This is a genomic window from Sphingosinicella sp., from assembly GCF_052388015.1.
Taxonomy (GTDB): Bacteria; Pseudomonadota; Alphaproteobacteria; order Sphingomonadales; family Sphingomonadaceae; genus Allosphingosinicella.
Genome location: NZ_JBQTIN010000045.1, coordinates 1 through 23,134, shown reverse-complemented (window position 1 = coordinate 23,134; position 23,134 = coordinate 1). Strand labels below are relative to the sequence as shown.

Annotated in this window: 23 protein-coding genes; 10 read left to right on the top strand and 13 right to left on the bottom strand. The window is 68.0% G+C overall.

Annotated features, from left to right (window positions below):
• Nucleotides 1-62 precede the first annotated feature (62 nt).
• A complete protein-coding gene (locus tag ACT4N3_RS04125; protein WP_444853942.1) occupies nt 63-509 on the top strand; it encodes an MAPEG family protein in 447 nt (148 codons plus the stop codon).
• Here the strand turns inward: ACT4N3_RS04125 and ACT4N3_RS04120 are convergent.
• The gene (locus ACT4N3_RS04120; RefSeq protein ID WP_444853941.1) at nt 506-3,118 is read right to left on the bottom strand and encodes a TonB-dependent receptor plug domain-containing protein; all 2,613 of its coding nucleotides are present in this window, start codon (nt 3,116-3,118) and stop codon (nt 506-508) included. The genes ACT4N3_RS04125 and ACT4N3_RS04120 overlap by 4 nt on opposite strands.
• A 133-nt stretch (nt 3,119-3,251) precedes the next feature.
• Nucleotides 3,252-3,911, bottom strand: a complete 660-nt coding sequence (locus ACT4N3_RS04115; RefSeq protein WP_444853940.1) for an MBL fold metallo-hydrolase — start codon at nt 3,909-3,911, stop codon at nt 3,252-3,254.
• 159 nt (nt 3,912-4,070) lie between these two features.
• Between ACT4N3_RS04115 and ACT4N3_RS04110 the strand changes: the two genes are divergently transcribed.
• From ACT4N3_RS04110 to ACT4N3_RS04100, 3 genes are read left to right on the top strand one after another with little or no spacing between them, the layout of a single operon-like run.
• The gene (locus ACT4N3_RS04110; protein ID WP_444853939.1) at nt 4,071-4,907 is read left to right on the top strand and encodes an SAM-dependent methyltransferase; all 837 of its coding nucleotides are present in this window, start codon (nt 4,071-4,073) and stop codon (nt 4,905-4,907) included.
• Nucleotides 4,908-4,914: 7 nt separating this feature from the next.
• Nucleotides 4,915-6,027, top strand: coding sequence for a DUF47 family protein (locus tag ACT4N3_RS04105; protein ID WP_444853938.1), 1,113 nt, complete (start codon nt 4,915-4,917; stop codon nt 6,025-6,027).
• The gene (locus ACT4N3_RS04100; RefSeq protein ID WP_444853937.1) at nt 6,027-7,028 is read left to right on the top strand and encodes an anion permease; all 1,002 of its coding nucleotides are present in this window, start codon (nt 6,027-6,029) and stop codon (nt 7,026-7,028) included. The genes ACT4N3_RS04105 and ACT4N3_RS04100 overlap by 1 nt, the downstream gene beginning before the upstream one ends.
• Before the next feature lie 3 nt (nt 7,029-7,031).
• On the opposite strand, the gene ACT4N3_RS04095 is transcribed toward ACT4N3_RS04100, so the two are convergent.
• Nucleotides 7,032-8,408: an L-serine ammonia-lyase gene (locus ACT4N3_RS04095; RefSeq protein WP_444853936.1), complete on the bottom strand. Its 1,377-nt coding sequence runs from the start codon at nt 8,406-8,408 to the stop codon at nt 7,032-7,034.
• 42 nt (nt 8,409-8,450) lie between these two features.
• Between ACT4N3_RS04095 and pabB the strand changes: the two genes are divergently transcribed.
• The gene (gene pabB, locus ACT4N3_RS04090) at nt 8,451-10,187 is read left to right on the top strand and encodes an aminodeoxychorismate synthase component I (protein WP_444853935.1); all 1,737 of its coding nucleotides are present in this window, start codon (nt 8,451-8,453) and stop codon (nt 10,185-10,187) included.
• Between the two features lie 9 nt (nt 10,188-10,196).
• Entirely contained in the window at nt 10,197-10,688 is a 492-nt protein-coding gene (msrB, locus tag ACT4N3_RS04085; protein WP_444853934.1) for a peptide-methionine (R)-S-oxide reductase MsrB, read from the top strand.
• A 29-nt stretch (nt 10,689-10,717) separates the two neighbouring features.
• Here msrB and pdeM read toward each other — a convergent pair whose 3' ends face one another.
• From pdeM to ACT4N3_RS04055, 6 genes are all read right to left on the bottom strand, one after another.
• On the bottom strand, nt 10,718-11,380 hold the full coding sequence (gene pdeM / locus ACT4N3_RS04080; protein ID WP_444853933.1) for a ligase-associated DNA damage response endonuclease PdeM: 663 nt from the start codon (nt 11,378-11,380) through the stop codon (nt 10,718-10,720).
• 38 nt (nt 11,381-11,418) lie between these two features.
• A complete protein-coding gene (locus tag ACT4N3_RS04075) occupies nt 11,419-11,565 on the bottom strand; it encodes a hypothetical protein (protein ID WP_444853932.1) in 147 nt (48 codons plus the stop codon).
• Nucleotides 11,566-11,667: 102 nt separating this feature from the next.
• Nucleotides 11,668-12,117, bottom strand: a complete 450-nt coding sequence (locus ACT4N3_RS04070; RefSeq protein WP_444853931.1) for an Hsp20 family protein — start codon at nt 12,115-12,117, stop codon at nt 11,668-11,670.
• Nucleotides 12,118-12,236: 119 nt separating this feature from the next.
• The gene (locus tag ACT4N3_RS04065) at nt 12,237-14,342 is read right to left on the bottom strand and encodes a PAS domain S-box protein (protein ID WP_444853930.1); all 2,106 of its coding nucleotides are present in this window, start codon (nt 14,340-14,342) and stop codon (nt 12,237-12,239) included.
• A 74-nt stretch (nt 14,343-14,416) separates the two neighbouring features.
• A complete protein-coding gene (locus tag ACT4N3_RS04060) occupies nt 14,417-15,610 on the bottom strand; it encodes a dipeptidase (protein WP_444853929.1) in 1,194 nt (397 codons plus the stop codon).
• A 50-nt stretch (nt 15,611-15,660) separates the two neighbouring features.
• The gene (locus ACT4N3_RS04055) at nt 15,661-18,078 is read right to left on the bottom strand and encodes a ligase-associated DNA damage response DEXH box helicase (protein WP_444853928.1); all 2,418 of its coding nucleotides are present in this window, start codon (nt 18,076-18,078) and stop codon (nt 15,661-15,663) included.
• 198 nt (nt 18,079-18,276) lie between these two features.
• On the opposite strand from ACT4N3_RS04055, the gene ACT4N3_RS04050 reads away from it, so the two are divergent.
• The 3 genes from ACT4N3_RS04050 to ACT4N3_RS04040 all read left to right on the top strand — a co-directional run bounded on the left by ACT4N3_RS04050 (nt 18,277) and on the right by ACT4N3_RS04040 (nt 20,200).
• Nucleotides 18,277-19,275, top strand: coding sequence for a ligase-associated DNA damage response exonuclease (locus ACT4N3_RS04050; protein ID WP_444853927.1), 999 nt, complete (start codon nt 18,277-18,279; stop codon nt 19,273-19,275).
• A 74-nt stretch (nt 19,276-19,349) separates the two neighbouring features.
• Nucleotides 19,350-19,520, top strand: coding sequence for a hypothetical protein (locus ACT4N3_RS04045; RefSeq protein WP_444853926.1), 171 nt, complete (start codon nt 19,350-19,352; stop codon nt 19,518-19,520).
• Nucleotides 19,517-20,200: a Fic family protein gene (locus ACT4N3_RS04040; protein ID WP_444853925.1), complete on the top strand. Its 684-nt coding sequence runs from the start codon at nt 19,517-19,519 to the stop codon at nt 20,198-20,200. Before ACT4N3_RS04045 ends, ACT4N3_RS04040 begins: the two co-directional genes overlap by 4 nt.
• Nucleotides 20,201-20,202: 2 nt before the next feature.
• Here the strand turns inward: ACT4N3_RS04040 and ACT4N3_RS04035 are convergent, their stop codons facing one another.
• From ACT4N3_RS04035 to ACT4N3_RS04020, 4 genes are read right to left on the bottom strand one after another with little or no spacing between them, the layout of a single operon-like run.
• Nucleotides 20,203-20,457 (bottom strand): hypothetical protein, encoded by a 255-nt coding sequence (locus ACT4N3_RS04035; RefSeq protein WP_444853924.1) that lies wholly within the window; start codon nt 20,455-20,457, stop codon nt 20,203-20,205.
• Nucleotides 20,454-21,836, bottom strand: coding sequence for a phosphoglucomutase/phosphomannomutase PgmG (pgmG, locus tag ACT4N3_RS04030; protein ID WP_444853923.1), 1,383 nt, complete (start codon nt 21,834-21,836; stop codon nt 20,454-20,456). The genes ACT4N3_RS04035 and pgmG overlap by 4 nt, the downstream gene beginning before the upstream one ends.
• Nucleotides 21,833-22,099: a DnaJ domain-containing protein gene (locus tag ACT4N3_RS04025; RefSeq protein WP_444853922.1), complete on the bottom strand. Its 267-nt coding sequence runs from the start codon at nt 22,097-22,099 to the stop codon at nt 21,833-21,835. Before ACT4N3_RS04025 ends, pgmG begins: the two co-directional genes overlap by 4 nt.
• The gene (locus tag ACT4N3_RS04020; protein WP_444853921.1) at nt 22,096-22,899 is read right to left on the bottom strand and encodes a division plane positioning ATPase MipZ; all 804 of its coding nucleotides are present in this window, start codon (nt 22,897-22,899) and stop codon (nt 22,096-22,098) included. Before ACT4N3_RS04020 ends, ACT4N3_RS04025 begins: the two co-directional genes overlap by 4 nt.
• An 89-nt stretch (nt 22,900-22,988) precedes the next feature.
• Here ACT4N3_RS04020 and ACT4N3_RS04015 point away from each other — a divergent pair.
• Nucleotides 22,989-23,134: pantoate--beta-alanine ligase (locus tag ACT4N3_RS04015; protein ID WP_444853973.1), on the top strand; the 146-nt coding region annotated here is incomplete at its 3' end.

The following is a 23,134-nucleotide window of genomic DNA, read 5'->3' as shown; positions in this document are numbered from 1 at the left end:
TCGGCTCCGGTTGCAAGCATCGCCCCGCCGTGCGAAGCGGCGCGGCGCGAGGGAGCAAGCCCATGATCCTGCAGATCACCCTGACCATGGCCGGCGCGGCCGCCATCCTCCACGTCTGGCTGAGCCTGCGCGTCAGCCGCTTGCGGCGCCCGCTCAAGATCGGCTTCGGCGACGGCGGCAACGAAATCCTGCTGCGCCGGATGAGGGCTCACGCCAATTTCGCCGAGAACGTGCCGATCTTCCTGATCCTGCTTGCGGTGCTCGAGCTGGCGAGCGGCGGCAACCTCATCCTCTGGACCGCCGCGATCCTGTTCATCCTGGCGCGCATCGCCCACGCCTTCGGCATGGACCGGCCGGGGGCGAATCCCCTGCGGGTCGGCGGCATCGGCGTCAGCTGGCTCGTCCTCATCGGCCTCGGCCTCCACGCCATCCTGATCGCCTATCAGGCGCCGCCGATCTCGACCGGCGTGACGCTTCCGGCGGCGCGGAGCGCGGCGGTCGCCGGCTAGAACCGCACGCCGAGCCGGGCGTAGACGAAGCGGCCGTTGAAGCCGAACGGCGAGAAGGCCGACCAGGGCGCGACATAGTTGGTCGCCGGATAGTTGCGCGCCGCGCCCGTCACCGGATCGACGCCGCGCCCGGTGGGCACGATTGTCGGATATTCGTCGAAGATGTTGTTGGAGCCGATCGCCACACTGACATGCTCGCCGAGCCGCAGCCGTGCTTCGAGGTCGGCGACCCATTTCGCCTCGAGCTGGACGTCGAGGAAGGGATCGAGGCCGGCGGCGAGGACCCGGCCATAGCGATTCGCGCGCGCAGTCAGCTCGAAACGCCCGCGTTCGAAGTCGATGCCGAAATTGATCCGGCTGCGCGGCTGGCCGTCGGTCAGGCGTATCTGCTCCTGCCGGCCGAACAGGATGAGGCCGGGAACGTTCGCGAGCGGCCCCGGCGCGGCGAGAATGCGCTGAAGATCGGTTTCGTTGTAATTGTAGCCCGCGGTGAAGGTCAGCCGTCCCAAATTGCCCGCCATCCAGCGATAGGTGGCGATCGCGTCGAAGCCGCGCGTCCTCGTATCGACGCCGTTGACGAAGAAGCGCGCTGCGTTGGTGCTGCGAAAGCCCGCATTGTTGAGGATTTGGGCGATCGTCCGGCCGGGATCGGCCCCGCTGGGATTGCCGGCGGCGTCGCGCGTTGCGGTCAGATTGTCGGTGACGACGATGCGATCGTCGATGTCGACCTGGTAGACGTCGAGCGTGACGTTGAGCCCCTGGATCATGTTGAACACGAGGCCGGCCGAATAGGAGATCGAAGTCTCCGGCTCGAGCGGGGTCGCCCCCAGCGCGATGGCGATCGGGTTGTCCACGGGGAGGGTCACCGTCTCCAGCAGCACACCGCCGACATTGTTGGTCGCCTGGGCGGCGAAGAATTGCTGCTGCAGCGAGGGCGCCCGGAAGCCGGTCGAGATTGCGCCGCGTAGCGCAAGGCCCTGGACCGGCTCGAACCGAGCCGCGATCTTGCCGTTAATGTCAGAGCCGAAGTCGTTATAATCCTCGTAGCGGCCCGCGATCTGGACGGTGAAGTTGTCCGAAACGTCGGCGTCCAGCTCGGCATAAGCGGAGATATTGTGCCGCTCGCGCCGCTGATTGACGGCTTGACCGCCGATCACGGGCGCGAAACCGGGGAAGCCCTGCGCTCCTGAGGCGCCGCCGAACGCGCCGCCGATATAGGAATTGGGCTCGCCCGACCGGACGCGGAACGTCTCCTCGCGATATTCGAGGCCGGCCGCGAGGGTTAGGTTCTCGAAAAAGGACACCGCGAGCTGTCTGGTCAGGTCAAGGTTGAACAAGGTGTGGGTGTAGCGCAGCCCACCGCTGTCGAAGCGCTGCGGCGAGGTGGGCCCGAGCGAGCGGTTGAGCGTGTTGGTGATCGTGAAGTCGAAGGCGTTGCGGGCGCGGGTCGCCGAAAGGTCGTAACGGAAGCCGCCCAGCTCGCCGCGCAAGCCCAGGGTGCCGGAGGCATCCTCAAGCTCGGTGTTGATATTGGGCAGGAAGCCGTTCGGGTAGATGGCCGGGATGTTTCGAGCGTCGTTGGCGAGCCGGTAGAAGGCGCCGCTATTGCCGTCGCGGGTGGCGTAACTGATGAAGCCGTAGAGCTCGATCGCTTCGCCCAGCGGCAGGCCCGCATTGACGAATAGCCGCATGTCGTCGGTGCGCGCGTCACCATAGCGATGGCTGAGGCGGTTGAACGTGAACTCGCGCGGATCGGTGACGCCGCCGACGAGATTATACTGGCGGCGCGGATCATAGCCGGTGCGGTTGGTCGCAGCGCGATCCTGGTAATCGGCGGCGATGGTAATGTGGCCCTCCGGGCCCAGCGGAATGCCGACCAGCCCTGCAATCGTATAGGTTTCGCCGTCCGTCACCCGCCGGTCGCGACCGGTATTGATCAAAACGAGCGTGCCGTCCGGCGCTATCACCGGCTCTCCGCCCGCTCCCGTCGCCACGCCCGTGACTTCCGGAATGCCCTCGACGCTGCTGCGATACTGGCCGGCGGTGACGGCGAAACGTGCCCCTTCACGCAGGGTGGACATCTGGAAATTGATCACGCCCGCGATCGCGTCCGAGCCGTATTGCGCGGCCGCGCCGTCGCGCAGCACCTCGACTCGGCTGATCGCGATGGCGGGGATGAGATTGAGGTCTACCGCCGCCGATCCGCGTCCGACCGAGCCGTTGATGTTGAGCAGGGCGGTCGGATGGCGCCGCCGGCCGTTGATCAGCACCAGGGTCTGATCGGGACTCAAGCCGCGCAACGTGGCGGGACGCACCGTATCCGTGCCGTCGGTGATCGACGGCTGCGGGAAGTTGAATGACGGGACCAACTGGTTGAGCAGCCGATTCGTCTCGGTATAGCCGCTCTGGCTCAGCGCGTCGGACGTGATGACATCGATCGGCACCGGGCTGTCGGCAACTGTCCGATCGGTGCGGCGCGTGCCGGTGACGATGATCGCTTGGTCGTCGGCCGCGGCCGTTTCGGCAGGCGGCTGAGCGAGCGCCGGGGAGCCGACCGAAAGGCCAAGCAGAGAAAGCGTCGAAAGCAGCTGCGCGCGAGATAGGTTCATCGTTCAACCCCCATGTTCCTGACTGCGGAATCCGCTTCGCCCAGCTTCGCGCGTTTGCCGCGAGGGCAAAAGCGAATTCCGGTGCGGCGAACGCGGTTCTCGCGGACGAGTGGTCGCCACGCCACACTTCGCTTCAGCCGGCGAGCACCCGGTCGGCGACGAACGGGTTTGTCCGCCGCTCCTGGCCGAAAGTGCTCATCGGGCCGTGGCCGGGGACGAAGGCAGTGTCGTCGCCCAAAGGCCAGAGCCGCTGGGTGATCGCGTCGAGCAGATCCTGGTGATTGCCCATCGGGAAGTCGGTGCGGCCGATCGAGCCCTGGAACAGCACGTCGCCGACGATCGCCAGCCTGGATGCCGGATGGTGGAAGACCACATGGCCCGGCGTGTGGCCGGGACAGTGATAGACGTCGAGGGTAAGCGCGCCGACCGTGACCTGATCGCCGTTGACCAGCCAGCGGTCGCTTTCAAACGTCTTGCCGCGAATGCCGTAGGCGCGCCCGTCATCCTCCAGCCGGCTGATCCAGAAGCGGTCCGCCTCGTGCGGCCCCTCGATCTTCACGCCGAGCTCGTCGGCGAGGATCTTGGCCGATCCGCAATGGTCGATATGGCCATGGGTGAGGAGCAGCTTTTCGATCGTCACCTCATGCTTGGCCGCGGCGGCCTTCAGCCGGTCGAGATCGCCGCCCGGATCGGTGAAGGCGCCGCGCATCGTCCGCGTGCACCAGATCAGGCAGCAATTCTGCTGCAGCGGCGTCACCGGCAGGATCGCGGCTTTGAGCGGGGGCGTCGTCATCGCCGCCAGATGGCGTGATGGACGGGAGGATACAAGCGCGCGCCGCGCCTCTGGGCCGCCGGGACCGTCATTGCGAGCGCAGCGAAGCAATCCAGCTGGGCGGCAGAGGAAACTGGATTGCTTCGTCGCTTCGCTCCTCGCAATGACGATGATGAAATGATGCCGAGAACGACCCCGCCGCTCCTCGCCTGCCTCTTTGCTGCGGCATTGTCGTCCTGCACCTTCCAGGGTGGCGGCATCGCGCCGTTCAATCCCGCGCCGGTCGCGCCGGCCGAGCCCGATCTGGACGTCCCCTATGTGCCGACGCCGCGGCCGGTGGTGGAGGCGATGCTCGATCTCGCTGAGCTCGGCCCAAGCGACACTCTGATCGATCTCGGCTCGGGCGACGGGCGGATCGTCGTCGCGGCGGCGCGGCGCGGCGCCCGGGCGCTCGGCGTCGACATCGATCCGGTGCGCGTGTCGGAAGGCTATGCCGCCGCCCAGCTCGCCGGTGTCCAGACGCGGGCCACGTTCCGCCGCCAGGATATTTTCGATACGCCGATCCGCGAGGCGAACGTCGTCACCGCCTATTTGCTGCCGGCAATCAACCTGCGCCTCAGGCCCCGGCTGCTGACCGAATTGCGGCCCGGCACAAGGGTCGTCACCCACGCCTTCACGATGGGCGACTGGCAGCCGGACGCCCATCGCGTCATCGGCGGGCGGAATATCTATTTGTGGATCGTCCCCGCCGTGGTCGGCGGCGACTGGACGTTGACCGACGGCGGCGCGACCATGGCCATGGCGCTCGACCAGCGCTTCCAGCAGGTGACCGGCACGCTTGCCGGGAGCGGCCGGACGATGGTGCTGCGCGACGCGACGCTGCGCGGCGCAAATTTCAGCTTCACCGTCGATATGCCGGCCGGCCCGCGCACCTATCGCGGCCTCGTCGAAGGCGATTCGATCGTCCCCGACCCAGCTGGCGGACCGGCCGGCTGGCGCGCCCGGCGCGCAAGCTGAGGCTGCGATGATCGAGCAATATGGCGCGCTCGCCTATCGCGTCGAGCCGGACGGCCAGGTTCGGGTGCTGCTCGTCACCTCGCGCGAGACCGGGCGCTGGATCGTGCCCAAGGGCAATCGCGTCGCCGGGCTGAGCCGGGCCGAATCGGCGGCGCGCGAGGCCCATGAGGAGGGCGGCGTCGAAGGCGAGGTCGCGCCGGAGCCGATCGGCACCTATCGCTACGTCAAGCAGAAGCGCGGCGGGGCCGTGACGCCGGCCAGCGTCCTCATCTATCCGATGCGGGTGGCGCGCCAGCTCGGCGACTGGCCCGAGAAGGGCCAACGCGAATGCCGCTGGTTCACCATCGCCGACGCCGCGGCGTCGGTCGCCGAGCGCAGCTTGCGGCAGCTGATCCTGTCGTTCGAGCCGCCGCCCGGCCCGGACTATTCGCCGGCGCTGGCGCGGCTTAAAGGCGTGGCGCGATTCGGGGGATTCGGGATGCTCAAGGCCTTGCGTGCCATCATGCCGAGGGAGGATCGCTTCTTCGACATGTTCCAGCGTCACGCGGACATCATCGTCCAGGGCGCCGACGCGATGGAGAAGATGCTCGCCGGCACAGTCGGGATCGCCGAATCCTGCCGCGACATCGCCCATCACGAGCATGCCGCCGACGACGTGACCCGCGACGTGCTGGTCGCCGTGCGCCGTTCCTTCATCACGCCGTTCGACCGCAGCGCGATCACCGCGCTCACCTCGGCGATGGACACCGCGCTTGACGAGATGTGGCAAACGGCCAAGGCGATCACCCTGTTCGAGGTCGACCGGTTCGAGCCCCAGATGCTGGAGATGAGCCGCCAGGCGCAGGAGGCGGCGCGGCTGGTGCGCGAGGCGATTCCCCTGCTCAGGAATGTCGGCCGCAACGGCCACCGGCTGCACGAGATCACCGAGCAGATCGTCCATCTCGAAGGCAAGGCGGACGAGCTGCACGACGAGGGCCTCAAGGCGCTCTATCAGGCGCATAAGGAGCAGCCGATGGCGTTCGTCGTCGGCCGGGAGGTGTACGCTCATATCGAGCGCGTTCTCGACCGGCTGGAGGATGTCGCCGACGAGATTCAGGGCATCGTGATCGACCACGCCTGATGGACGGGGCGCTTCCCTTCACTCTGCTGGTCGCGCTGATCGGCGTCGCGCTGGCGTTCGATTTCCTGAACGGCCTGCACGACGCGGCCAATTCGATCGCCACCGTCGTGTCGACCCGCGTCCTTTCGCCGCAGCTCGCCGTCGTCTGGGCGGCCTTCTTCAACTTCATCGCCTTCCTGTTTTTCGGCCTCCATGTCGCCGACACGATCGGCAAGGGCATCGTCACCGTCGACGTGATCACGCCGGCGGTGATCTTCGGCGCGCTGACCGGCGCCATCGTCTGGAACCTGCTGACCTGGTGGCTCGGCATCCCGTCGAGCAGCAGCCATGCCTTGGTGGGCGGCCTGGTCGGCGCGGGCATATCGGCCGGCGGCGTCGGCGCGATCGTCGCCTCGGGCGTGCTCAAGACCGCGGCGTTCATCTTCCTCGCGCCTTTGTTCGGGATGGTGCTGGCGATCCTGCTGGTGATCCTCACCTCGTGGCTGTTCAAGCCGGTCGCGCCGATCACCGCGGACCGCACTTTCCGCCGGCTGCAGCTGCTCTCGGCCGCCGCTTATTCGCTCGGCCACGGCGCCAACGACGCGCAGAAGACGATGGGGATCATCGCCGTGCTGCTGTTCAGCCAGGGCTATCTGGGCGGCAACTTCCATGTCCCCTTCTGGGTGGTGATCACTTGCCAGGCGGCGATGGGGCTGGGCACGCTGATGGGCGGCTGGCGGATCGTCCATACGATGGGCTCGAAGATCACCCGCCTGACGCCGCATCAGGGCTTTTGCGCGGAAACCGGCGGCGCCATGATGCTGTTCGGCGCGACCTGGTTCGGCATTCCGGTTTCGACCACGCACACGATCACCGGCTCGATCATGGGCGTCGGCGCCGCGCGGCGGACCTCGGCGGTGCGCTGGGGCGTCGCCGGCAATATCGTCATCGCCTGGTTCGTCACCATCCCGGCGAGCGCGGCGATCGCCGCTCTCACCTACGGCGTTACGCGACTGTTCTAGCGGTCAGCATTCCACCACGTTGACCGCGAGCCCGCCGAGGCTGGTTTCCTTGTAGCGCTCGTTCATATCGAGGCCGGTCTTGCGCATCGTCTCGATCACCTGGTCGAGGCTGACCCGGTGCGACCCGTCGCCGACCAGAGCGAGACGCGAGGCCTCGATCGCCTTCACCGCGCCGACCGCGTTGCGCTCGATGCACGGCACCTGGACCAGCCCGCCGACCGGATCGCAGGTGAGGCCGAGATTGTGCTCCATGCCGATCTCGGCGGCATTCTCGACCTGCCCCGGCGTGCCGCCCAGCGCCGCGGTCAGGCCCGCCGCCGCCATCGAGCAGGCGACGCCGACCTCGCCCTGGCAGCCGACCTCGGCGCCGGAGATCGAGGCATTCTCCTTGAACAAGGAGCCGATCGCGGCCGCGGTCAGCAGGAAGACGCGCGTCCCGTTCTGCGTCGCCCGCGGGGTGAAGCGTTGATAGTAACGCAGCACCGCCGGCACGATGCCTGCCGCGCCATTGGTCGGCGCGGTGACGACCTTGCCGCCGGCCGCATTCTCTTCGTTCACGGCCAGCGCCCAGAGGTTGACCCAGTCGATGACCGTCAGCGGGTCCTGCAGCGCCCGTTCGGCCCGCTCGGTGAGCAGCCGGTAGAGGCCGGGCGCGCGGCGTTTCACGTTAAGGCCGCCGGGGAGGATGCCTGTCTGCCCGATGCCCCGGTCGATACAGGCCGCCATCGCCGCGTCGATCGCGTCGAGCCGGATGTCGATCTCCTCGTCGGAGAGGCCGGCACGCTCGTTGGCGCGCGCGATATCGGCGATCGCCAGCTCTTCGCGCCCGGCGATCGCCAGCAGCTGCTCGCCCGAACTGAACGGAAAGGGCATATCCCAGCCGCCTTCGGGCGGCGCGTTGCGGGCGACATCGCTTTCGTCGACCACCGCGCCGCCGCCGACCGAATAATAGACCGCGCTTTCGCTCTCGCCGTCCGCCGTCGTCGCGGTGAAGCGCATGCCGTTGCTATGGTGGGGCAGCTTCTCGCGCTGGTTGAAGCGCAGGTCGCGCGCCTCGTCGAACGCGATCGCATGGCTGCCGCCCAGCTTCAGCCGGCCGGTTTCGCGGATCGCGAACACCAGCCGCTCGGCGGCGTCGGGGTCGATCCGGTCCGGCCGCTCTCCGGCGAGGCCGAGCAGGACGGCGCGGTCGGTCGCATGGCCTTTGCCGGTCAGCGCCAGCGAGCCGTAAAGATCGCATTCGACCCGCTCGACCCGCTCCAGCAGGTTCTTTTCGCGCAGCGCCTCGACAAAGCGGCAGGCGGCCGTCATCGGGCCCATCGTGTGCGAACTCGACGGGCCGACCCCGATCTTGAACAGGTCGAACGTGCTGCAGACCAAGCGGCCTCTCCTCGGCGCGCGACATGAACCCCGGAGCCTGAAGTGACAAGGCCGGACGGCCCCTTCGTTTTGCTCGACGATGCGCGGCCGGGCGGCGAGACATGGCTGCACGCCGCGCCGCGCGAGATCGTCGCGGCGCGCGAGCCGGCCGAGGTCCGCGATGGCCTCGCGCGACTGCGGGGGAAAAGCGCGGCGGGCTTCATCGCCTATGCGGCGGGCTATGCGCTGGAGCCGAAGCTCGCGCCGCTCGCCGGCGCGCTTGGCGACGATGCGCCGCCTTTGCTCTGGTTCGGCCTGTTCGACCGGATCGAGCGGATCGATCCGGCGACCTTTCTGCCGGACCCGGCGGGCGGCTGGCTGAGCCGGCCCCGGCCGCTGGTCGAGGCGGCGGATTATCGCGCCGCCGTCCGCCGAATCCTCGACCATGTCCTGGCCGGCGACGTCTATCAGGCGAACCTCACCTTCCAGGCCGAGGTCATGGCGCTCGGCGATCCGCTCGCGCTCTATGCCGGGCTACGGCGCCGCGCCCGCGCCGGGCATGGCGCGCTCGTGTTCACCGGCGATCACTGGCTGCTCAGCGGGTCGCCCGAGCTCTTTTTCACGCTCAAGGACGGCCGGGTGACGACCCGGCCCATGAAGGGCACCGCGCCGCCGGGTTCCGACCCCGCGGCGCTCAGCGGCGACGCCAAGAACCGCGCGGAAAATCTGATGATCGTCGATCTGCTGCGCAACGATCTGTCGAAGCTCGCCCGGCCAGGCAGCGTGAAGGTGCCGGCGCTGTTCGAGGTCGAGACGTATCCGACGGTGCTGCAGATGATCTCGACCGTCACCGCCGAGCTGGAGGACGGCCGCGACGCGATCGACCTTCTCGAAGCGATCTTTCCCTGCGGTTCGATCACCGGCGCGCCGAAGATCAGGGCGATGGAGATCATCGCCGGACTCGAGCCGGAGCCGCGCGGCGTCTATTGCGGCGCGATCGGCGCGCTTGAAGCGGACGGCGCGGCGCGCTTCAATGTGGCGATCCGCACCCTGACGCTGCGCGCCGGCGAAACGCAAGCGCGCATCGGGCTGGGATCGGGCATCGTCGCCGACAGCGATCCGGACGGCGAGTGGCGTGAGTGTCTGGCGAAGGGAGCGTTCGTGGCGAGCAGGCAGAGGTTCGATCTGATCGAGACGATGGCCTTCGATCCGCTCACCGGCCTCGCGCGGCTGGACCGGCATCTCGAGCGGATGAAGCGCAGCGCCGAGGCGTTCGATTTCCGCTTCGACCGGCACGAGGCGCGCAACGAGCTGCAGGCCGCGACCTTCCGCGCCGCCCCCAGCCTGGTCCGCCTGGCGCTGTCGCCGAGCGGCGCGATGGCGATCGAGATCAGGCCGCTGCCGGTCGCGCCGGAAGCGCCGGCGGTCGTGGCCCTGGCGCCGCTGCCCGTTTCGCCGCAGGACTTCCGCCTTCGTCACAAAACGAGCGACCGCGCTCACTACGATGAGGCGAGAGCCAATACCGGCGCTTTCGAGCTGCTGTTCGTCGATCCGGACGGCTTCTTGACCGAGGGCAGCTTCACCAGCCTGTTCGTGGAGCGCGACGGCAAACTGCTCACCCCGCCGCTGGCGCGCGGCTTGCTTCCCGGCGTGTTGCGCGAGGAGCTGATCGAAAGGACGCGCGCGGTCGAGGCCGATCTCCGGCCCGGCGATCTCGCCGGCGGCTTCTGGATCGGCAACAGCGCGCGCGGGCTGATTCGCGCCCGGCTGGCAAGCGCCGGTTCAGGCGTTGCCAGCTAAGGCAAGCGCATGGCGATCGACCGGCGCACCTTCCTCGGCGTTTCCGGCGCGGCCCTGTGCGCGGGCGTCGCTCTGTTCGTCGGCGGTCGCCAGGTCGAGGCGCAGCGCGACAACTTCCCGTTCCGGCTGACCGACGCCGAATGGCGCCGCCGGCTCAACCCACAGCAATATGCGGTGCTGCGCGGCCATGCGACCGAGCGGGCGGGAACGAGCCCGCTCGACCGCGAGCATCGCCGCGGCACCTTCCATTGCGCGGGCTGCAGCCATCCGCTCTTCTCCTCGGCGACGAAGTTCGACAGCGGCACCGGCTGGCCGAGTTTCTTCCGGCCGCTGCCGCGCGCCGTGGGCACGAGCACCGACCGCAGCCTGGGCATGGCGCGGACGGAGGTCCATTGCGCCCGCTGCGGCGGCCATCTCGGCCATGTCTTCCCGGACGGCCCGCCACCGACCGGCCAGCGTTACTGCATGAACGGCGTCGCGATGACCTTCCGCGCCGCTTAATCCTCCCCTCGAATTCGAGGGGAGGATCATTAGGCCGCGAGAGGAAATCTCAGCAGCTTGTCCTGCACCGGCACCAGCGCCTCGGCCGGCGCGCCGAGCGCGCGGACAATCTCCGGGTGGCGTGCGTCGAGGCCGCCGGTCAGGCTGCCGAAAGCGGGCAGGATCAATTTGCTTGTCGTCGCGACGAAGCAGCGGCGCGAGACCGATCGGCCGCGATGCGTAATGCGTAGCTTGGGGTGGAAATGGCCGGAAAGCTCGGGCCGCGTCTCGCGGGGCTCCGCTTCGTGGCGAAGCACCAGTCCATCGACGATCGCCTCATCGAGCAACGCGCCTCCGCACTGGTCGGCAAATCCCGGGTCGTGGTTGCCGACGATCCAGGTCCAGCGTGTCGTCGCGGTCAGTGCCAGCAGCATGCCGCGCGGGCGTTCGGGCAGCCGGTCGCAGCCGTGGCGGTCGTGGAAGCTGTCGCCCAGGCACCAGATTTCCTCGGCCGCGAAGGCCGCCGCCAGCGCCGCGACGTCGCTCAAAGTGGCGAGCGAATCGTAAGGCGGCAGCATCTGCCCGCTTTGGGCGAACCAGCTCGCTTTCTCGAGATGAAGATCGGCGAGCAGCAGTGCGCGCCGCGCCGGCCAGAAGAGAGCGCCTTGGGGCAAAGCCGCCAGTTCATGACCGCAGAACGAAAAGCGAACCATCGCGCCGCTATAAAAGCGCCGCGCTCCGGTTCAAGCACTCATCGGCTGGTGGAGGCGGGCGCGGGCGCCGGGGCGGCAACCGCCTCGCGACCGCCTTGCGCCGCCAGCACGACCAGACCGCCGAGCAGGAAGCCCTGGCCGATCAGCACATAGGGGTTGCGTATTGCGGCCAGCAGTCTCGACACCGGGCTTTCCTCCGGTCGAGACGCTAGGATCGACCCCGTAAACGGATCGTAAAAAGCCCGGCGCCGCGCGGGCGCCGGGCCTCCATTCAGCCGGTCGGACGGTCAGGCGGGCTGAGTCTCGTCCGCCGGCGCGGCGCCGCCGATGTCGATCCGGCGCGGCTTCATCGCCTCCGGGATCTCGCGCACCAGCTCGATCGTGAGCAGGCCGTCGCTGAGGTCGGCGCTCGTCACGCGGACGAAGTCGGCGAGCTCGAAGCGCCGCTCGAAGGCGCGGGTGGCGATGCCGACATGCAGGAAGCTGCCGTCGCGGTTGCGATTCTCCGCCTTGCGGCCGGTGATCGTCAGCATGTTCTGCTGATTGACGATGTCCAGCTCGTCGCGGCGGAAGCCGGCGACGGCGAGCGTGATGCGATAGGCGTCGTCGCTCAGCTTCTCGATGTCGAACGGCGGGTAATTGTCCTCGCCGGCGCGGCCCGTGCTTTCCAGGAAATCGAACAGCCGGTCGAAACCGACGGTCGCGCGGCGATAAGGGGTGAAATCAAGGCCTCTCATCATGTCCTCCATTGAGCAACGGTGTCAGACGGCCCCGGTCGGGCGCCGTCGCGGCGGATGGCGCTGGCCGCGGCCAAGCCAATCCCCGCATCAGGAATCTAGGCCGAGAAAAAGGGCCTTCAAGACCCTTGGATTGCCGGCAAGGCGGCCCGGATGGCGTTTGCCAAAGCCGCAATGCCGAAGGGCTTTTTGAGCAACGGCACGTCGGCGAAACCGGCGTCGAGCTGGTCGCTCTGCGCGAAGCCGGTGACGAAGATGATCGGCAATGCGGGAAACTTCCGGCGGGCGGCGCGCGCCACCTCGGCGCCATTCATGCCGGGCATCGCGAAATCGACCAGCATCAGGTCCGGCGCGCCATCGTCGAGCGCGGCGAGCGCCGCCGGACCGTCCACCGCCTCGCGCACGGCATGGCCGAGATCGGTCACCGCGCCCGCGAGGAAGGCGCGCACGTCCGGGTCGTCATCGACGATCAGGATGCGCGCCGCCGGCATGCGCGGCGTCGGTCCGCCGGGCGCGGCCCGCTCCTCGTCGGCCGCCGCCTGCCCGGCTTGCGGCAGGATGACGTGGACGGTCGTGCCTGTCGCCTCGTCGCTTTCGATCCTCAGCGTCCCTCCGGCCTGGCGGGCGATGCCATAAACCTGGGCGAGGCCCAGCCCGGTGCCCTGGCCGAACGGCTTGGTCGTGAAGAAGGGCTCGATCGCGCGCGACGCCACCTCGGGCGGCATGCCCGAGCCGGTGTCGGCGACGCTGATCCGGACATAATCGCCTTCGGGCAGATCGGGGCAGGCGGGCTCGCAGGTCAGGTCGGTCGAGATGGCGAGCACGCCGCCGTCCGGCATCGCGTCGCGGGCGTTGATCGCGAGGTTGAGGATCGCGTTCTCGAGCTGGTTCTCGTCGCACAAAGCCGGCGCGCCGGCGGCGAGCGCCATCCTGATTTCGATGCCCGCGCCGATCGAATGGCTCAGGATCTGGCCGAGATTGGCGATCACAGCGTCGACCGCGACCGGCGCCATCCTGAGCTGCTGGATGCGCGAGAAGGCGAGCAATTGGGTGGTGAGCTTGGCGCCGCGCCGGCTCGAGTCGAGCGCGCCCTCGGCCAACCGCTTCAGCCGGTCGTCGTCGAGCGCCCCGACGATCATCTCCAGCCCGCCGATCACCGGCGTCAGCAGATTGTTGAAATCGTGGGCGATGCCGCCGGTCAGCCGGCCGACCGCCTCCATCTTCTGCGCCTGGCGGAGCGCCTCTTCGGCCCGCTCGCGCTCGCCCATCTCGGCCTGCACCCGGTCGAGCGCCGCCTGGAGGTCCGCGGTGCGTGCCGCGACCGCCCGCTCCAGCCGGTCGTTGATCTCGCGCAGCGTCTCCTCGGCCTCTTTCCATTCGCTGATGTCGTAGGCGACGCCGATGAAGCCGATATGCTCGCCGCCCGGCCCCCAGCGCGGCTGCGAGATCGAGCGCAGCCAGCGCCAGCCGCCGTCGCCGCGCCGGAACCGTCCCTCCAGCACGAAGCGCTCAAGGCTCGCCTCGCCGGCGAGCGATTCGGCGAGGATGCGCGGCGCGTCCTCGGGATGAATGATGTCGCGCCAGTCGTAGGTGACGGCCTCTTCGTAGGTGATGCCGAGGAAATCGACATAAGCGCGGTTGACGAAGCTGCGGGTGCGATCGAGCCTGGTCACCCACATCGGCACCGGCGCGGAATCGGCGATCAGCCGGAAGCGCTCCTCGCTTTCGCGCAGCCGCAGGGCCGCCTGCTCGTCGCCGCTGACCGCGGTGACCACGCCGAAGATGCCGGCAATCTCGCCGTCCTCGCCACGGATCGGGTTGTAGCAGGAGGTGATCCAGGCGGTGTGCACTTCGCCGTCGCGCCGCAGCGGCCGGGGCGCCGATTCCATGAACACCGTTTCGCCGGCCATCACCCGCGCCGCATTGTCGCCGACCACGTCCCAGATGTCGGCCCAGACGTTTCTGAGCGGCTTTCCCAGCGCCGGCCGCCGGTCGCCCAGGATCTCGCCATAACTGTCATTGTGGATGACGATGAGGTCCGGGCCCCAGCCGATCAGCATCGGGATGTTCGAGTGAAGGACGATGCTGGCGGCGGTCTTCAGCGATTGCGGCCATTGCGCGCGCGGGCCGAGCGGCGTCTTCGCCCAGTCGTGGTCGCGCGCCGCCGCTCCGGTCATCCCGGCGAAGGATGGCGCGGGGTTGGTCGCGGGCGGGACGGACTCCATCGGACGTGACACTCCACGCACCTTCCCGCCCCGAAGCAAGACTAATCCGGTGCCGTCGCGGTGAAAAGCCCGGTTCAGCGCCGCGCGGCGGCCTCCTCGACCCGACGCATCACCCGCACCAGATTGCCGCCCATGACCTTGGCGATGTCGCGCTCCGACAGGCCCTCGCGGCGGAGGCGCGCGGTGATCCGCGGCAGCAGCGAAATGTCCTCCATGCCGATCGCGCCGCCGCCGCCATCCCAGTCCGCGCCGAGACCGACATGATCGACGCCCATCACCCGGATCGCGTGCATCACGCTCGCCATGAACATGTCGAAGGTGATCGAGGTGCGCGGCGTGCGCGCGTCCTGCGCGGCGACGTCGGCGAGCAGCTGGCGGCGCTCGGCCGGCGACAGGCTGCCCCAGCGTTCCTGCCGGCGGTCGAGCGCGTTGCGCGCGTCGCTATTGTCGTTCGGCCCGAGGAAAAGCGTGTTCATGAACATCACGCCGCCCGATTGAGCGAGCTGGCGCATCCGTTCGTCGTTTATGTTGCGCCGATGATCGTAGAGATCGCGCGGGCCGTGATGCGAAAGGACGATCGGCGCGCGGCTCAGCTGGATCATCTGGTCGATCGTCGCGTCCGCCGAATGGCTGCCGTCGATGATGATCCCGAGCCGGTTCATCTCCGCAACCCATTGCCGGCCGAGCGCCGAGAGCCCGTTCGAACGCGGCGCCTCGCTGGCCGAGTCGGCGAACTGGTTGTGGCCGTTGTGGACCGGGCCGGCCATCCTGAGGCCGAGGCGGTAGAAGGTGGTCAGCAGCGTCAGATCCTCGCCGAGCGGCCAGCTGTTCTCCATGCTGATGAGGGCGATCCGCCGCCCCTCGCGGTGCAGCCGCTCGATGTCGGCGGCGGTGAGCGCGAGGCTCATATGCTCCCGATTTTCGCCGATCACCCGGCGGATCGCGGCGGCGCGGACCAAAGCGGCGTCGCGGGCCAACGCGTAGCCGGCCGGGGTGAGATCGCCCTGGCGGGTGTAGATGACGAAGAAGCCGCCATCGAGCCCGCCCTCCACCATCCGCGGCAGATCGACCTGGCTGTTGTCCCATTCGTTGCGGTGGCGCTCCGAGAAATCCCAGCTGCCGTCGTCCATCCGCGCCGGCGTGTCGAGATGGGTGTCGAGGACCAGCATCCGCTCATGCATCTCGCGCACATCCGGCGTCACGTCGCTCTGCGCCGAGGCGGGAATGGCGAGCGCCAGGGCCAGAACGGGCGCGAGCAGGATACGCATGAAATGTCTCCTTGTGGGCGCGCGCATAGAGCGGAGACGGCCGGCCCCGGTCAAGCGTCGAGGCGCATCGCCTCCGCCGCGAGCGTCTCGGCCTCGATCAGCAGCAGGTCGTCGGTCGTCCCCTGCGCGACCCGCTCGCGGCCGATCATGATCAACACCGGCACCGCCATCGGAGAGACACGGTCGAGCGGGACATGCAGCATCGTGTGCTGCGCCCGGTCGAGCAGACGGGTGAGGCGGCCGACATCGGTCATCTTCTCGCGCGCGTCGGCCCAGGCGGCCTTCAGCAGCAGATGATCGGGCTCGTAGCGGCGGAGCACATCGTAGATGAGGTCGGTCGAGAAGGTGACCTGCCTGCCGGACTTGCGCTTGCCGGGATGGTGGCGATCGACCAGCCCGCCGATCACCGCCACCTCGCGAAAGGCGCGCTTCAGCAGGTGCGAGCCCTCGACCCATTCGACAAACTCCTTCTCCAGGATGTCGGCGGAGAAGAGGGGCTTCGGATCGTCGATCGGCTCCAGCCCAAAGCAGGCGAGCGCATAGTCGTTGGCGACGAAGCCGAGCGGCTTCAGCCCCGCGCTCTCCATCCGCTTGGTGATCAGCATGCCGAGCGACTGGTGCGCGTTCCAGCCCTCGAAGCTGTACGCGGCCATGTAATGGACGCCCTCATGCGGGAAGGTTTCGACCAGCAATTGGTCCGGCGCCGGGATGACCGAGCGATAATCCTGCACGCGCAACCATTCGCGCACCGGATCGGGGAAGCGCGGCCATTGCGCGCGGTCGTGGAGGAAGGCGCGGACCCGCTCGGCGAGATTGGTGCTGATCGCGATCCGCGCGCCCATATAGGTCGGGATCCGCGCCGATTTGCTGGTCGCGTGGACGATCAGGTCGATGCCAAGGATTCGTTCAACCTCCAGCACCAGGCCGGAGAAGAAAAAGGTGTCGCCGGGGCTCAAAGTCTCGGCGAAATTGTCCTCGACCGTGCCGAGCTGGCGACCATTCTTGAAGCGCACATTGTAGAGCGGCGCATCGACGATGATCCCGGCGTTCATCCGGTGCTGCTGGATGAACCTGGGATGCGAGACGCGCCAGCGTCCGTCCGGCCCCTTGGTGATCCGGCGGAAGCGGTCATAGGCCTTGAGCGCATAGCCGCCGCTCTCGATGAAGGAGAGGATTGCGCGGAAAAGCTCTTCGGAGAGGCCCGCATAAGGCGCGGATGATCGCACCTGTTCCAGCAGCTCCTCCTCGCTGAACGGCGTGGCGCAGGCGACGGCCATTATGTGCTGGGCGAGCACATCAAGCGCGCCGGGACGGAAGGCTTCGGTGTCCAGCTCGCCATCCTCGATCGCGTCGAGCGCCGCGCGCGCCTCGAGATATTCGAAGCGGTTGCCGGGAACGACGATCGCCTCGGAGGGCTCATCGAGCCGATGGTTGGCGCGGCCGATCCGCTGGGTGAGGCGCGACGAGCCCTTGGGCGCGCCCATCTGAATGACGAGATCGACATCGCCCCAATCGACGCCGAGATCGAGGCTGGCGGTGCAGACCAAAGCGCGCAATTCGCCACGCGCCATCGCCTCTTCCACCTTGCGCCGCGCTTCCAGCGCCAGCGAGCCGTGATGGATGCCGATCGGCAGATGCGCCTCGTTGATCGCCCAGAGATCCTGGAAGATCAGCTCGGCGAGGCTGCGGGTGTTGCAGAAGATGAGCGTCGTCCGGTGCCGCTCGATCTCGCGCATCACATTTGCCGCGGCCCAGCGTCCCGAATGGCCGGCCCAGGGAATCCTGTCGCCTTCGGGCAGCAGGATCGAAAGCCGGGCGTCCGCGCCCGGATCGCCGAGCACGACATCGACGCTCTCGATATCGCCATGCGGCGCGAGCCAGCCCTGATAGGCTTCGGGATCGGCGACCGTCGCGGAAAGGGCGACGCGGCGCAGGCCTGGGGCCAGCGTCTGCAGCCGGGCCATGGCGAGACTGAGCAGGTCGCCGCGCTTGCCGCTGGCGAACGCATGCACCTCGTCGATGACGATGGTCGAGAGGTGCGCGAACAGCAAGGCGCTGTCCTCGTGGGAGAGGAGCAGGCTGAGCGACTCGGGCGTCGTCAGCAGCATTTGCGGCGGCCGCACCCGCTGCCGCGCCTTGCGATCGGAGGGCGTGTCGCCCGTGCGCGTCTCGACCCTGATATCAAGGCCCATCTCCGCGATCGGCGTCAGCAGGTTGCGCTGAACGTCCACCGCGAGCGCCTTCAGCGGCGAAACGTAGAGCGTGTGCAGCCCGTCGGTCGGCCGCTCGATCAGCTCGACCAGGCTGGGGAGGAAACCCGCCATCGTCTTGCCCGCCCCGGTCGGCGCGACGAGCAGGGCGCTCCGCCCGGCCCGCGCCGCCGCCAGCATCTCGAACTGATGGCGTCTCGGCGCCCAGCCGCGGCTGGCGAACCAATCGTTCAGGACAGCCGGCAGCGCCCCCGTCATCTCCCCTCCCTTGCAAGGGAGGGGATCGAGGGGTGGGTGCGCGCGTCCGCGCGCCAATACGAACCTTCTTTGCCCAGCGACGGAACAGGCTTGCGGCGTCGAGCCGCCAGCCTGCTGACCCACCCCCAGCCCCTCCCTTGAAAGGGAGGGGAGACGGAAGACTCGGAACTGTTCGCCATCGCGGCCATATAGGCTCCCATGGCCCGTCTCGGTTCCTGGATCGAGCCTCATCCGGAAGGCATCTATGTCCGGCCCGCCGACGCCTGGATCGATCCGGCGCAGCCCAAGCCCAGGGCGCTGGTGACGCACGGCCATGCCGATCATGCGCGCGGCGGCCATGGCGAGGTCTGGGCGACGCCGGAAACGCTGGCGATCATGGATTGTCGCTACGGGCCGCAGAACGGACGGCCCATGGCCTATGGCGAATCGCTGAAGCTGCGCGATGTCACGGCCAGCTTCGTGCCCGCCGGCCACGTGCTTGGCTCCGCCCAGATCGTGCTCGAGCACCAAAGCGAGCGGATCGTCATCTCCGGCGATTACAAGCGCCGGCCGGACCCGACCTGCGCGCCGTTCCAGCCCGTGCCGTGCGACATCTTCATCACCGAGGCGACCTTCGGCCTGCCGGTCTTCCGCCATCCGGCGACCGGGGAGGAGGTCGACCGGCTCCTCCAACGTCTCCACGACAATCCCGATCGCTGCATCCTGGTCGGCGCCTATGCGCTCGGCAAGGCGCAACGGCTGATCATGGAGCTTCGCGGCCGCGGGCACCGCGATCCGATCTACATTCACGGCGCGCTGCAGCGGCTTTGCGATCTTTACGCGCAATTCGGTGTCGAACTTGGCGAACTGCGCCCCGCCACCGACGCGTCAAAGGACGAGCTGAAGGGCCGCATCGTCCTCGCGCCGCCCGGCGCGCTCAATGATCGCTGGTCGCGCCGCCTGCCCGATCCGATCACCGCCATGGCCTCGGGCTGGATGCGGGTGCGCCAGCGGGCCCGGCAGCGGCTGGTCGAGATGCCGCTGATCGTCTCCGACCATGCCGACTGGGACGAGCTGACCCGGACGATCGGCGAGGTCGCGCCGAAGGAGGTCTGGATCACCCATGGCCGTGAGGAGGCGCTGAAGCATTGGTGCATGACGCGCCAGATCAAGGCGCGGGAGCTCAATCTCGTCGGCTATGAGGACGAGGACGACTGAACGAGGGGATGATGCGACGGTGCGCATTGACGGAGGCGCCCTTGCACCGGCAAGAGGCCCTGGAAGGAAAAATGATGACGAAGCGGCTCGAAAAGCTAATTGAGAAAGCCAAAACTGTTCGCATGTCGAACGCCGACCGTGAGGCTCAGCGTCGCAGTTTCGCCTACGGTAACGCGCATATCGAAAATGAACGCGTTACCAAGAAGATGGTTGATGAGGCGGCGGATCGCATCAGAAAGGCATGACCGACGAACGACATAGCGAGGCCGAAGAACCGTCGCTGATCGAGGATGAGATTGAGCGTGCCCAGCGGGAAGCAGAGAATGCTGTCCGCCAGTTCGATGCGGTGCTCGATATGATCGACTCTGTCGAACGCGACGACCGGCCCTTCAAGCTGCGCGTTTCCGCGGTCCAGTCTCTCCATCGGCTCGCCCTAGACGGTTTGTCACGATACGCGGGCAACTGGCGGCCCAGCGCGGTCAAGATCGGCCAAAGCAAGCATGTACCGCCACGAGAGCATCTGGTCTCAGGTCTGGTTGAGGAGATGTGCGATTGGGTGAATGATGAATGGGAGCGACGGACCGCCTTGGAGCTTAGCGCCTATGTGATGTGGCGTCTCAACTGGATTCACCCCTTCGACGACGGCAATGGCCGCACCTCTCGAGCCGTCGCGTATCTCGTCCTATGTGCGAAAGTTAAATCCCGACTGCCGGGGCGGGTAACAATTCCCGAGCTAATCGCGCAGAACAAAACGCCCTATTATGCAGCGCTTGAGGCCATCGACGGCAGCTGTGACGGAAATCGATTCGATCTCACGCCGATGACCGATCTTCTGGAAAGTTACCTTGCCGACCAGCTGATGAATGCGTGGGAAGCGGCTACGTCGGCCGAAACCGATCCGTCCACCACACGCAAATTCCATTAGCCTCAATTCTGACTGGTACTTAACCAGATCGCTAAACCCAACGCCGAAAAAGATAGCAGCCCCCAGCGCACCTGCCGCTCGCGGGCCAAATCGCCGGTGCGGTCGAGGACGAGGCTGCTCGCCGGCATGATCAGCAGCAGCAAGCCGACCGACATGACCGATCCGGCGAGATAGCCGGCGCGGACGAAGGCGAGGGTCGCCAGCGCCGCCCAGGCGAGGCAGAAGATCAAGGCCTCGGCGTGCAGCTTCGGCGTCAATGGCCGGCCTGCGGGCCGCGCGCGAGGCCGGAAAGTGCGAGCTGGCCGTCGATCTGGCCGAGCAGCCGATCGAGCGCGGCCTGGTCCTTCGCCTCGGCGCGGGCGACCAGCACGTCCTGGGTGTTCGACGCGCGCAGCAGCCACCAGCCGTCCGGCGTGTTTACCCGAGCGCCGTCGGTGCGGTCGACGGTCGCGCCCGACGCCGCGAGCCGGTCCAGCACCTCGTCCACCACCGCGAATTTGCGGCTCTCGTCGACCTGAAAGCGCATCTCCGGCGTATTGACCAGGTCGGGCATCGCGGAGCGCAGCGCGGTCAATGAGCCGCCGAGCTGCGTCACGGCGCGGATCAGCCGCACCGCGGCGTAAAGCGCGTCGTCGAAACCGTAATAATCCTGGGCGAAGAAGATATGGCCGCTCATCTCGCCGGCCAGCGGGGCGCCGGTCTCCTTCATCTTCGACTTGATCAGGCTGTGGCCGGTCTTCCACATGCAGGGCTCGCCGCCGAGCTCGGCGACGCGGTCGAATAAAGCCTGGCTCGCCTTCACGTCGGCGATGATCGTCGCGCCCGGCTCGGCCTTCAGCACCGGCTCGGCGAGGATCGACAGCAGCTGGTCGCCCCAGACGACGCGGCCGGTGCCGTCCACCGCGCCGATCCGGTCGCCGTCGCCATCGAAGGCGAGGCCGAAGTCGAGGCGCTTCTCCCCCACCAGCGCCTTCAAATCGGCGAGGTTCTTCTCCTCTGTCGGGTCGGGGTGATGGTTGGGGAAGCGGCTGTCGACGTCGGTGTAGAGCGTGTGATGCTCTCCCGGCAGCCGCGCGACGAGCTTGTCGACCACCGGCCCGGCGGCGCCGTTGCCGGCGTCCCAGCCGATCCGGAACGCCGCGCCGTCGAAGCCCTTCAACAGCCGATCGACGTAACGGTCCATGATCTCGACATCCTCGGCGCCGCCGGTGCCGCTTTCCCAATCGCCGGCCGCGGCCATCCGCCCGGCCTCCTGGATGCGGGCGCCGAAAAAGGCGTCGCCGCCCAGCACCATCTTGAAGCCATTATAGTCGGCCGGATTGTGGCTGCCGGTAATCATGATTCCGCCGTCGACGCCCAGTTCGGCCGCGGCATAATAAAGCATCGGCGTCGGCCCGAGCCCGACCCGGACGACGCTCACGCCGCTCTCGTTGAGGCCGCGCACCAAGGCGGCCTCCATCATCGGCGAGCTTTCCCGCCCGTCGCGCCCGACCGCGACTTTCACGCCGCCGGCACGGCGGACGAGGGTGCCGAAGCTGCGGCCCAGCGCATAAGCGTCGGCTTCGGACAGTGTTTTGCCGACGACGCCGCGAATGTCATATTCGCGCAGCGACGTCGGATCGAAAACATGGCTCATCGTCTTTTCAGTTCGTTCAAGAGGGTGTCGCGGGCGGCGTTGACCCGCCGCGCGAGATCGGCCGAACCACCGGCGTCGGGATGGACCTTGGCGATCAGCCGGCGATGCGCCTCGCGCACCTCCTCGACACTCGCCCGGGCCGAAATCTGCAGGATGGCGCGCGCCTCGGCCGGCCGCATCGCGCTCGCCGCCACCGCGCGCCGCCGCCACCAAAGATAGAGGATGGCGACGAGGCCGAGCAGGATGGCAAGCTTGGCGATCATTCGGCCGCCTGCAGCGGGGCCATGCTTGGCGCGGCTTCGGGCAGGCCGAGGCCGGCGATCATTTCGCGCAATTCCTGCCGGGCGGCGATATGGGCGATGCCCGCCTGGCCGATCTGGGGCAGATCGAGCAAGGTGAGGCCCTTGGGGAAGAGCTCGCGATAGATCACCCGCTCGCTCAGGCCGGGAATCACCCGGAAGCCGACCCGGCGCGATAATTCATCGAGCGCCGCGCCGACCCGGCGCATATTGTGCGCCTCGACATATTGCAGCCGGTTCCGGAGCACGACCCAGTCGACGCTCCGTCCCTGCGTTTTGGCGCGCTCGGTCCGGCTGTTCCAGACCAGCTCGGCGTAGAAGCTCGGCCGGCGCACCCTGTAGGTCTCGGCATCGACCTCGCCGATCAGGTCGAGATCGACGAAGCTGTCGTTGATCGGCGTCACCAGGATGTCCGCCATCACCATCGCCGCGCGCGCCTGCGGATCGTCGCGGCCGGGCGTGTCGATCACCACCGCCTCCGCGCCATCGCCGATTCGGGCGACCGCTTCGGCGAGGCTCTCGCCTTTGGCCGGATCGAAAGTCGCATAAGCCGGCATCGGCAGGTCGATGCCGAGCCGCCGCAAGGTCGCGGCGCGATTGTCGAGATAGCGGCCCAGGGTGCGCTGGCGCGTGTCGAGGTCGATCGCTGCGACCTTGCGCCCTTCGGCGGCGAGCGCGACGGCGCAGTGCACCGCGGTCGTCGACTTGCCGGTGCCGCCCTTTTCATTGGCGAAAACGAGGAAATGCGGCCCGCTGCCGGCCATCGTCTTTAAGCCCCGAACGCTTGATCTTGCACCCGCGCGCGGCCAGAAGCCCGCGCTCTTGACGTCGCTCTATCGGAGGCCCCCCGGCGGTGCAAATCATCCGTGACATCGCTGAACTCCGGGCGGAGATCGACGCGCTGCGGGCGAAAGGCGGCGCGGTGGCGCTGGTGCCGACGATGGGCGCGCTCCATGCCGGGCATATGGCCTTGGTCGCCGAGGCGCGGGCCCGCGCCGA

Excerpts from the sequence above, each read along its gene's own strand:
- ACT4N3_RS04125 (WP_444853942.1), top strand. The coding sequence starts at position 63 with ATGATCCTGCAGATCACCCTGACCATGGCCGGCGCGGCCGCCATCCTC.
- ACT4N3_RS04120 (WP_444853941.1), bottom strand. The coding sequence starts at position 3,118 with ATGAACCTATCTCGCGCGCAGCTGCTTTCGACGCTTTCTCTGCTTGGC.
- ACT4N3_RS04115 (WP_444853940.1), bottom strand. The coding sequence starts at position 3,911 with ATGACGACGCCCCCGCTCAAAGCCGCGATCCTGCCGGTGACGCCGCTG.
- ACT4N3_RS04110 (WP_444853939.1), top strand. The coding sequence starts at position 4,071 with ATGCCGAGAACGACCCCGCCGCTCCTCGCCTGCCTCTTTGCTGCGGCA.
- ACT4N3_RS04105 (WP_444853938.1), top strand. The coding sequence starts at position 4,915 with ATGATCGAGCAATATGGCGCGCTCGCCTATCGCGTCGAGCCGGACGGC.
- ACT4N3_RS04100 (WP_444853937.1), top strand. The coding sequence starts at position 6,027 with ATGGACGGGGCGCTTCCCTTCACTCTGCTGGTCGCGCTGATCGGCGTC.
- msrB (WP_444853934.1), top strand. The coding sequence starts at position 10,197 with ATGGCGATCGACCGGCGCACCTTCCTCGGCGTTTCCGGCGCGGCCCTG.
- pdeM (WP_444853933.1), bottom strand. The coding sequence starts at position 11,380 with ATGGTTCGCTTTTCGTTCTGCGGTCATGAACTGGCGGCTTTGCCCCAA.
- ACT4N3_RS04070 (WP_444853931.1), bottom strand. The coding sequence starts at position 12,117 with ATGAGAGGCCTTGATTTCACCCCTTATCGCCGCGCGACCGTCGGTTTC.
- ACT4N3_RS04065 (WP_444853930.1), bottom strand. The coding sequence starts at position 14,342 with ATGGAGTCCGTCCCGCCCGCGACCAACCCCGCGCCATCCTTCGCCGGG.
- ACT4N3_RS04060 (WP_444853929.1), bottom strand. The coding sequence starts at position 15,610 with ATGCGTATCCTGCTCGCGCCCGTTCTGGCCCTGGCGCTCGCCATTCCC.
- ACT4N3_RS04055 (WP_444853928.1), bottom strand. The coding sequence starts at position 18,078 with ATGACGGGGGCGCTGCCGGCTGTCCTGAACGATTGGTTCGCCAGCCGC.
- ACT4N3_RS04050 (WP_444853927.1), top strand. The coding sequence starts at position 18,277 with ATGGCCCGTCTCGGTTCCTGGATCGAGCCTCATCCGGAAGGCATCTAT.
- ACT4N3_RS04045 (WP_444853926.1), top strand. The coding sequence starts at position 19,350 with ATGACGAAGCGGCTCGAAAAGCTAATTGAGAAAGCCAAAACTGTTCGC.
- ACT4N3_RS04040 (WP_444853925.1), top strand. The coding sequence starts at position 19,517 with ATGACCGACGAACGACATAGCGAGGCCGAAGAACCGTCGCTGATCGAG.
- pgmG (WP_444853923.1), bottom strand. The coding sequence starts at position 21,836 with ATGAGCCATGTTTTCGATCCGACGTCGCTGCGCGAATATGACATTCGC.
- ACT4N3_RS04025 (WP_444853922.1), bottom strand. The coding sequence starts at position 22,099 with ATGATCGCCAAGCTTGCCATCCTGCTCGGCCTCGTCGCCATCCTCTAT.
- ACT4N3_RS04020 (WP_444853921.1), bottom strand. The coding sequence starts at position 22,899 with ATGGCCGGCAGCGGGCCGCATTTCCTCGTTTTCGCCAATGAAAAGGGC.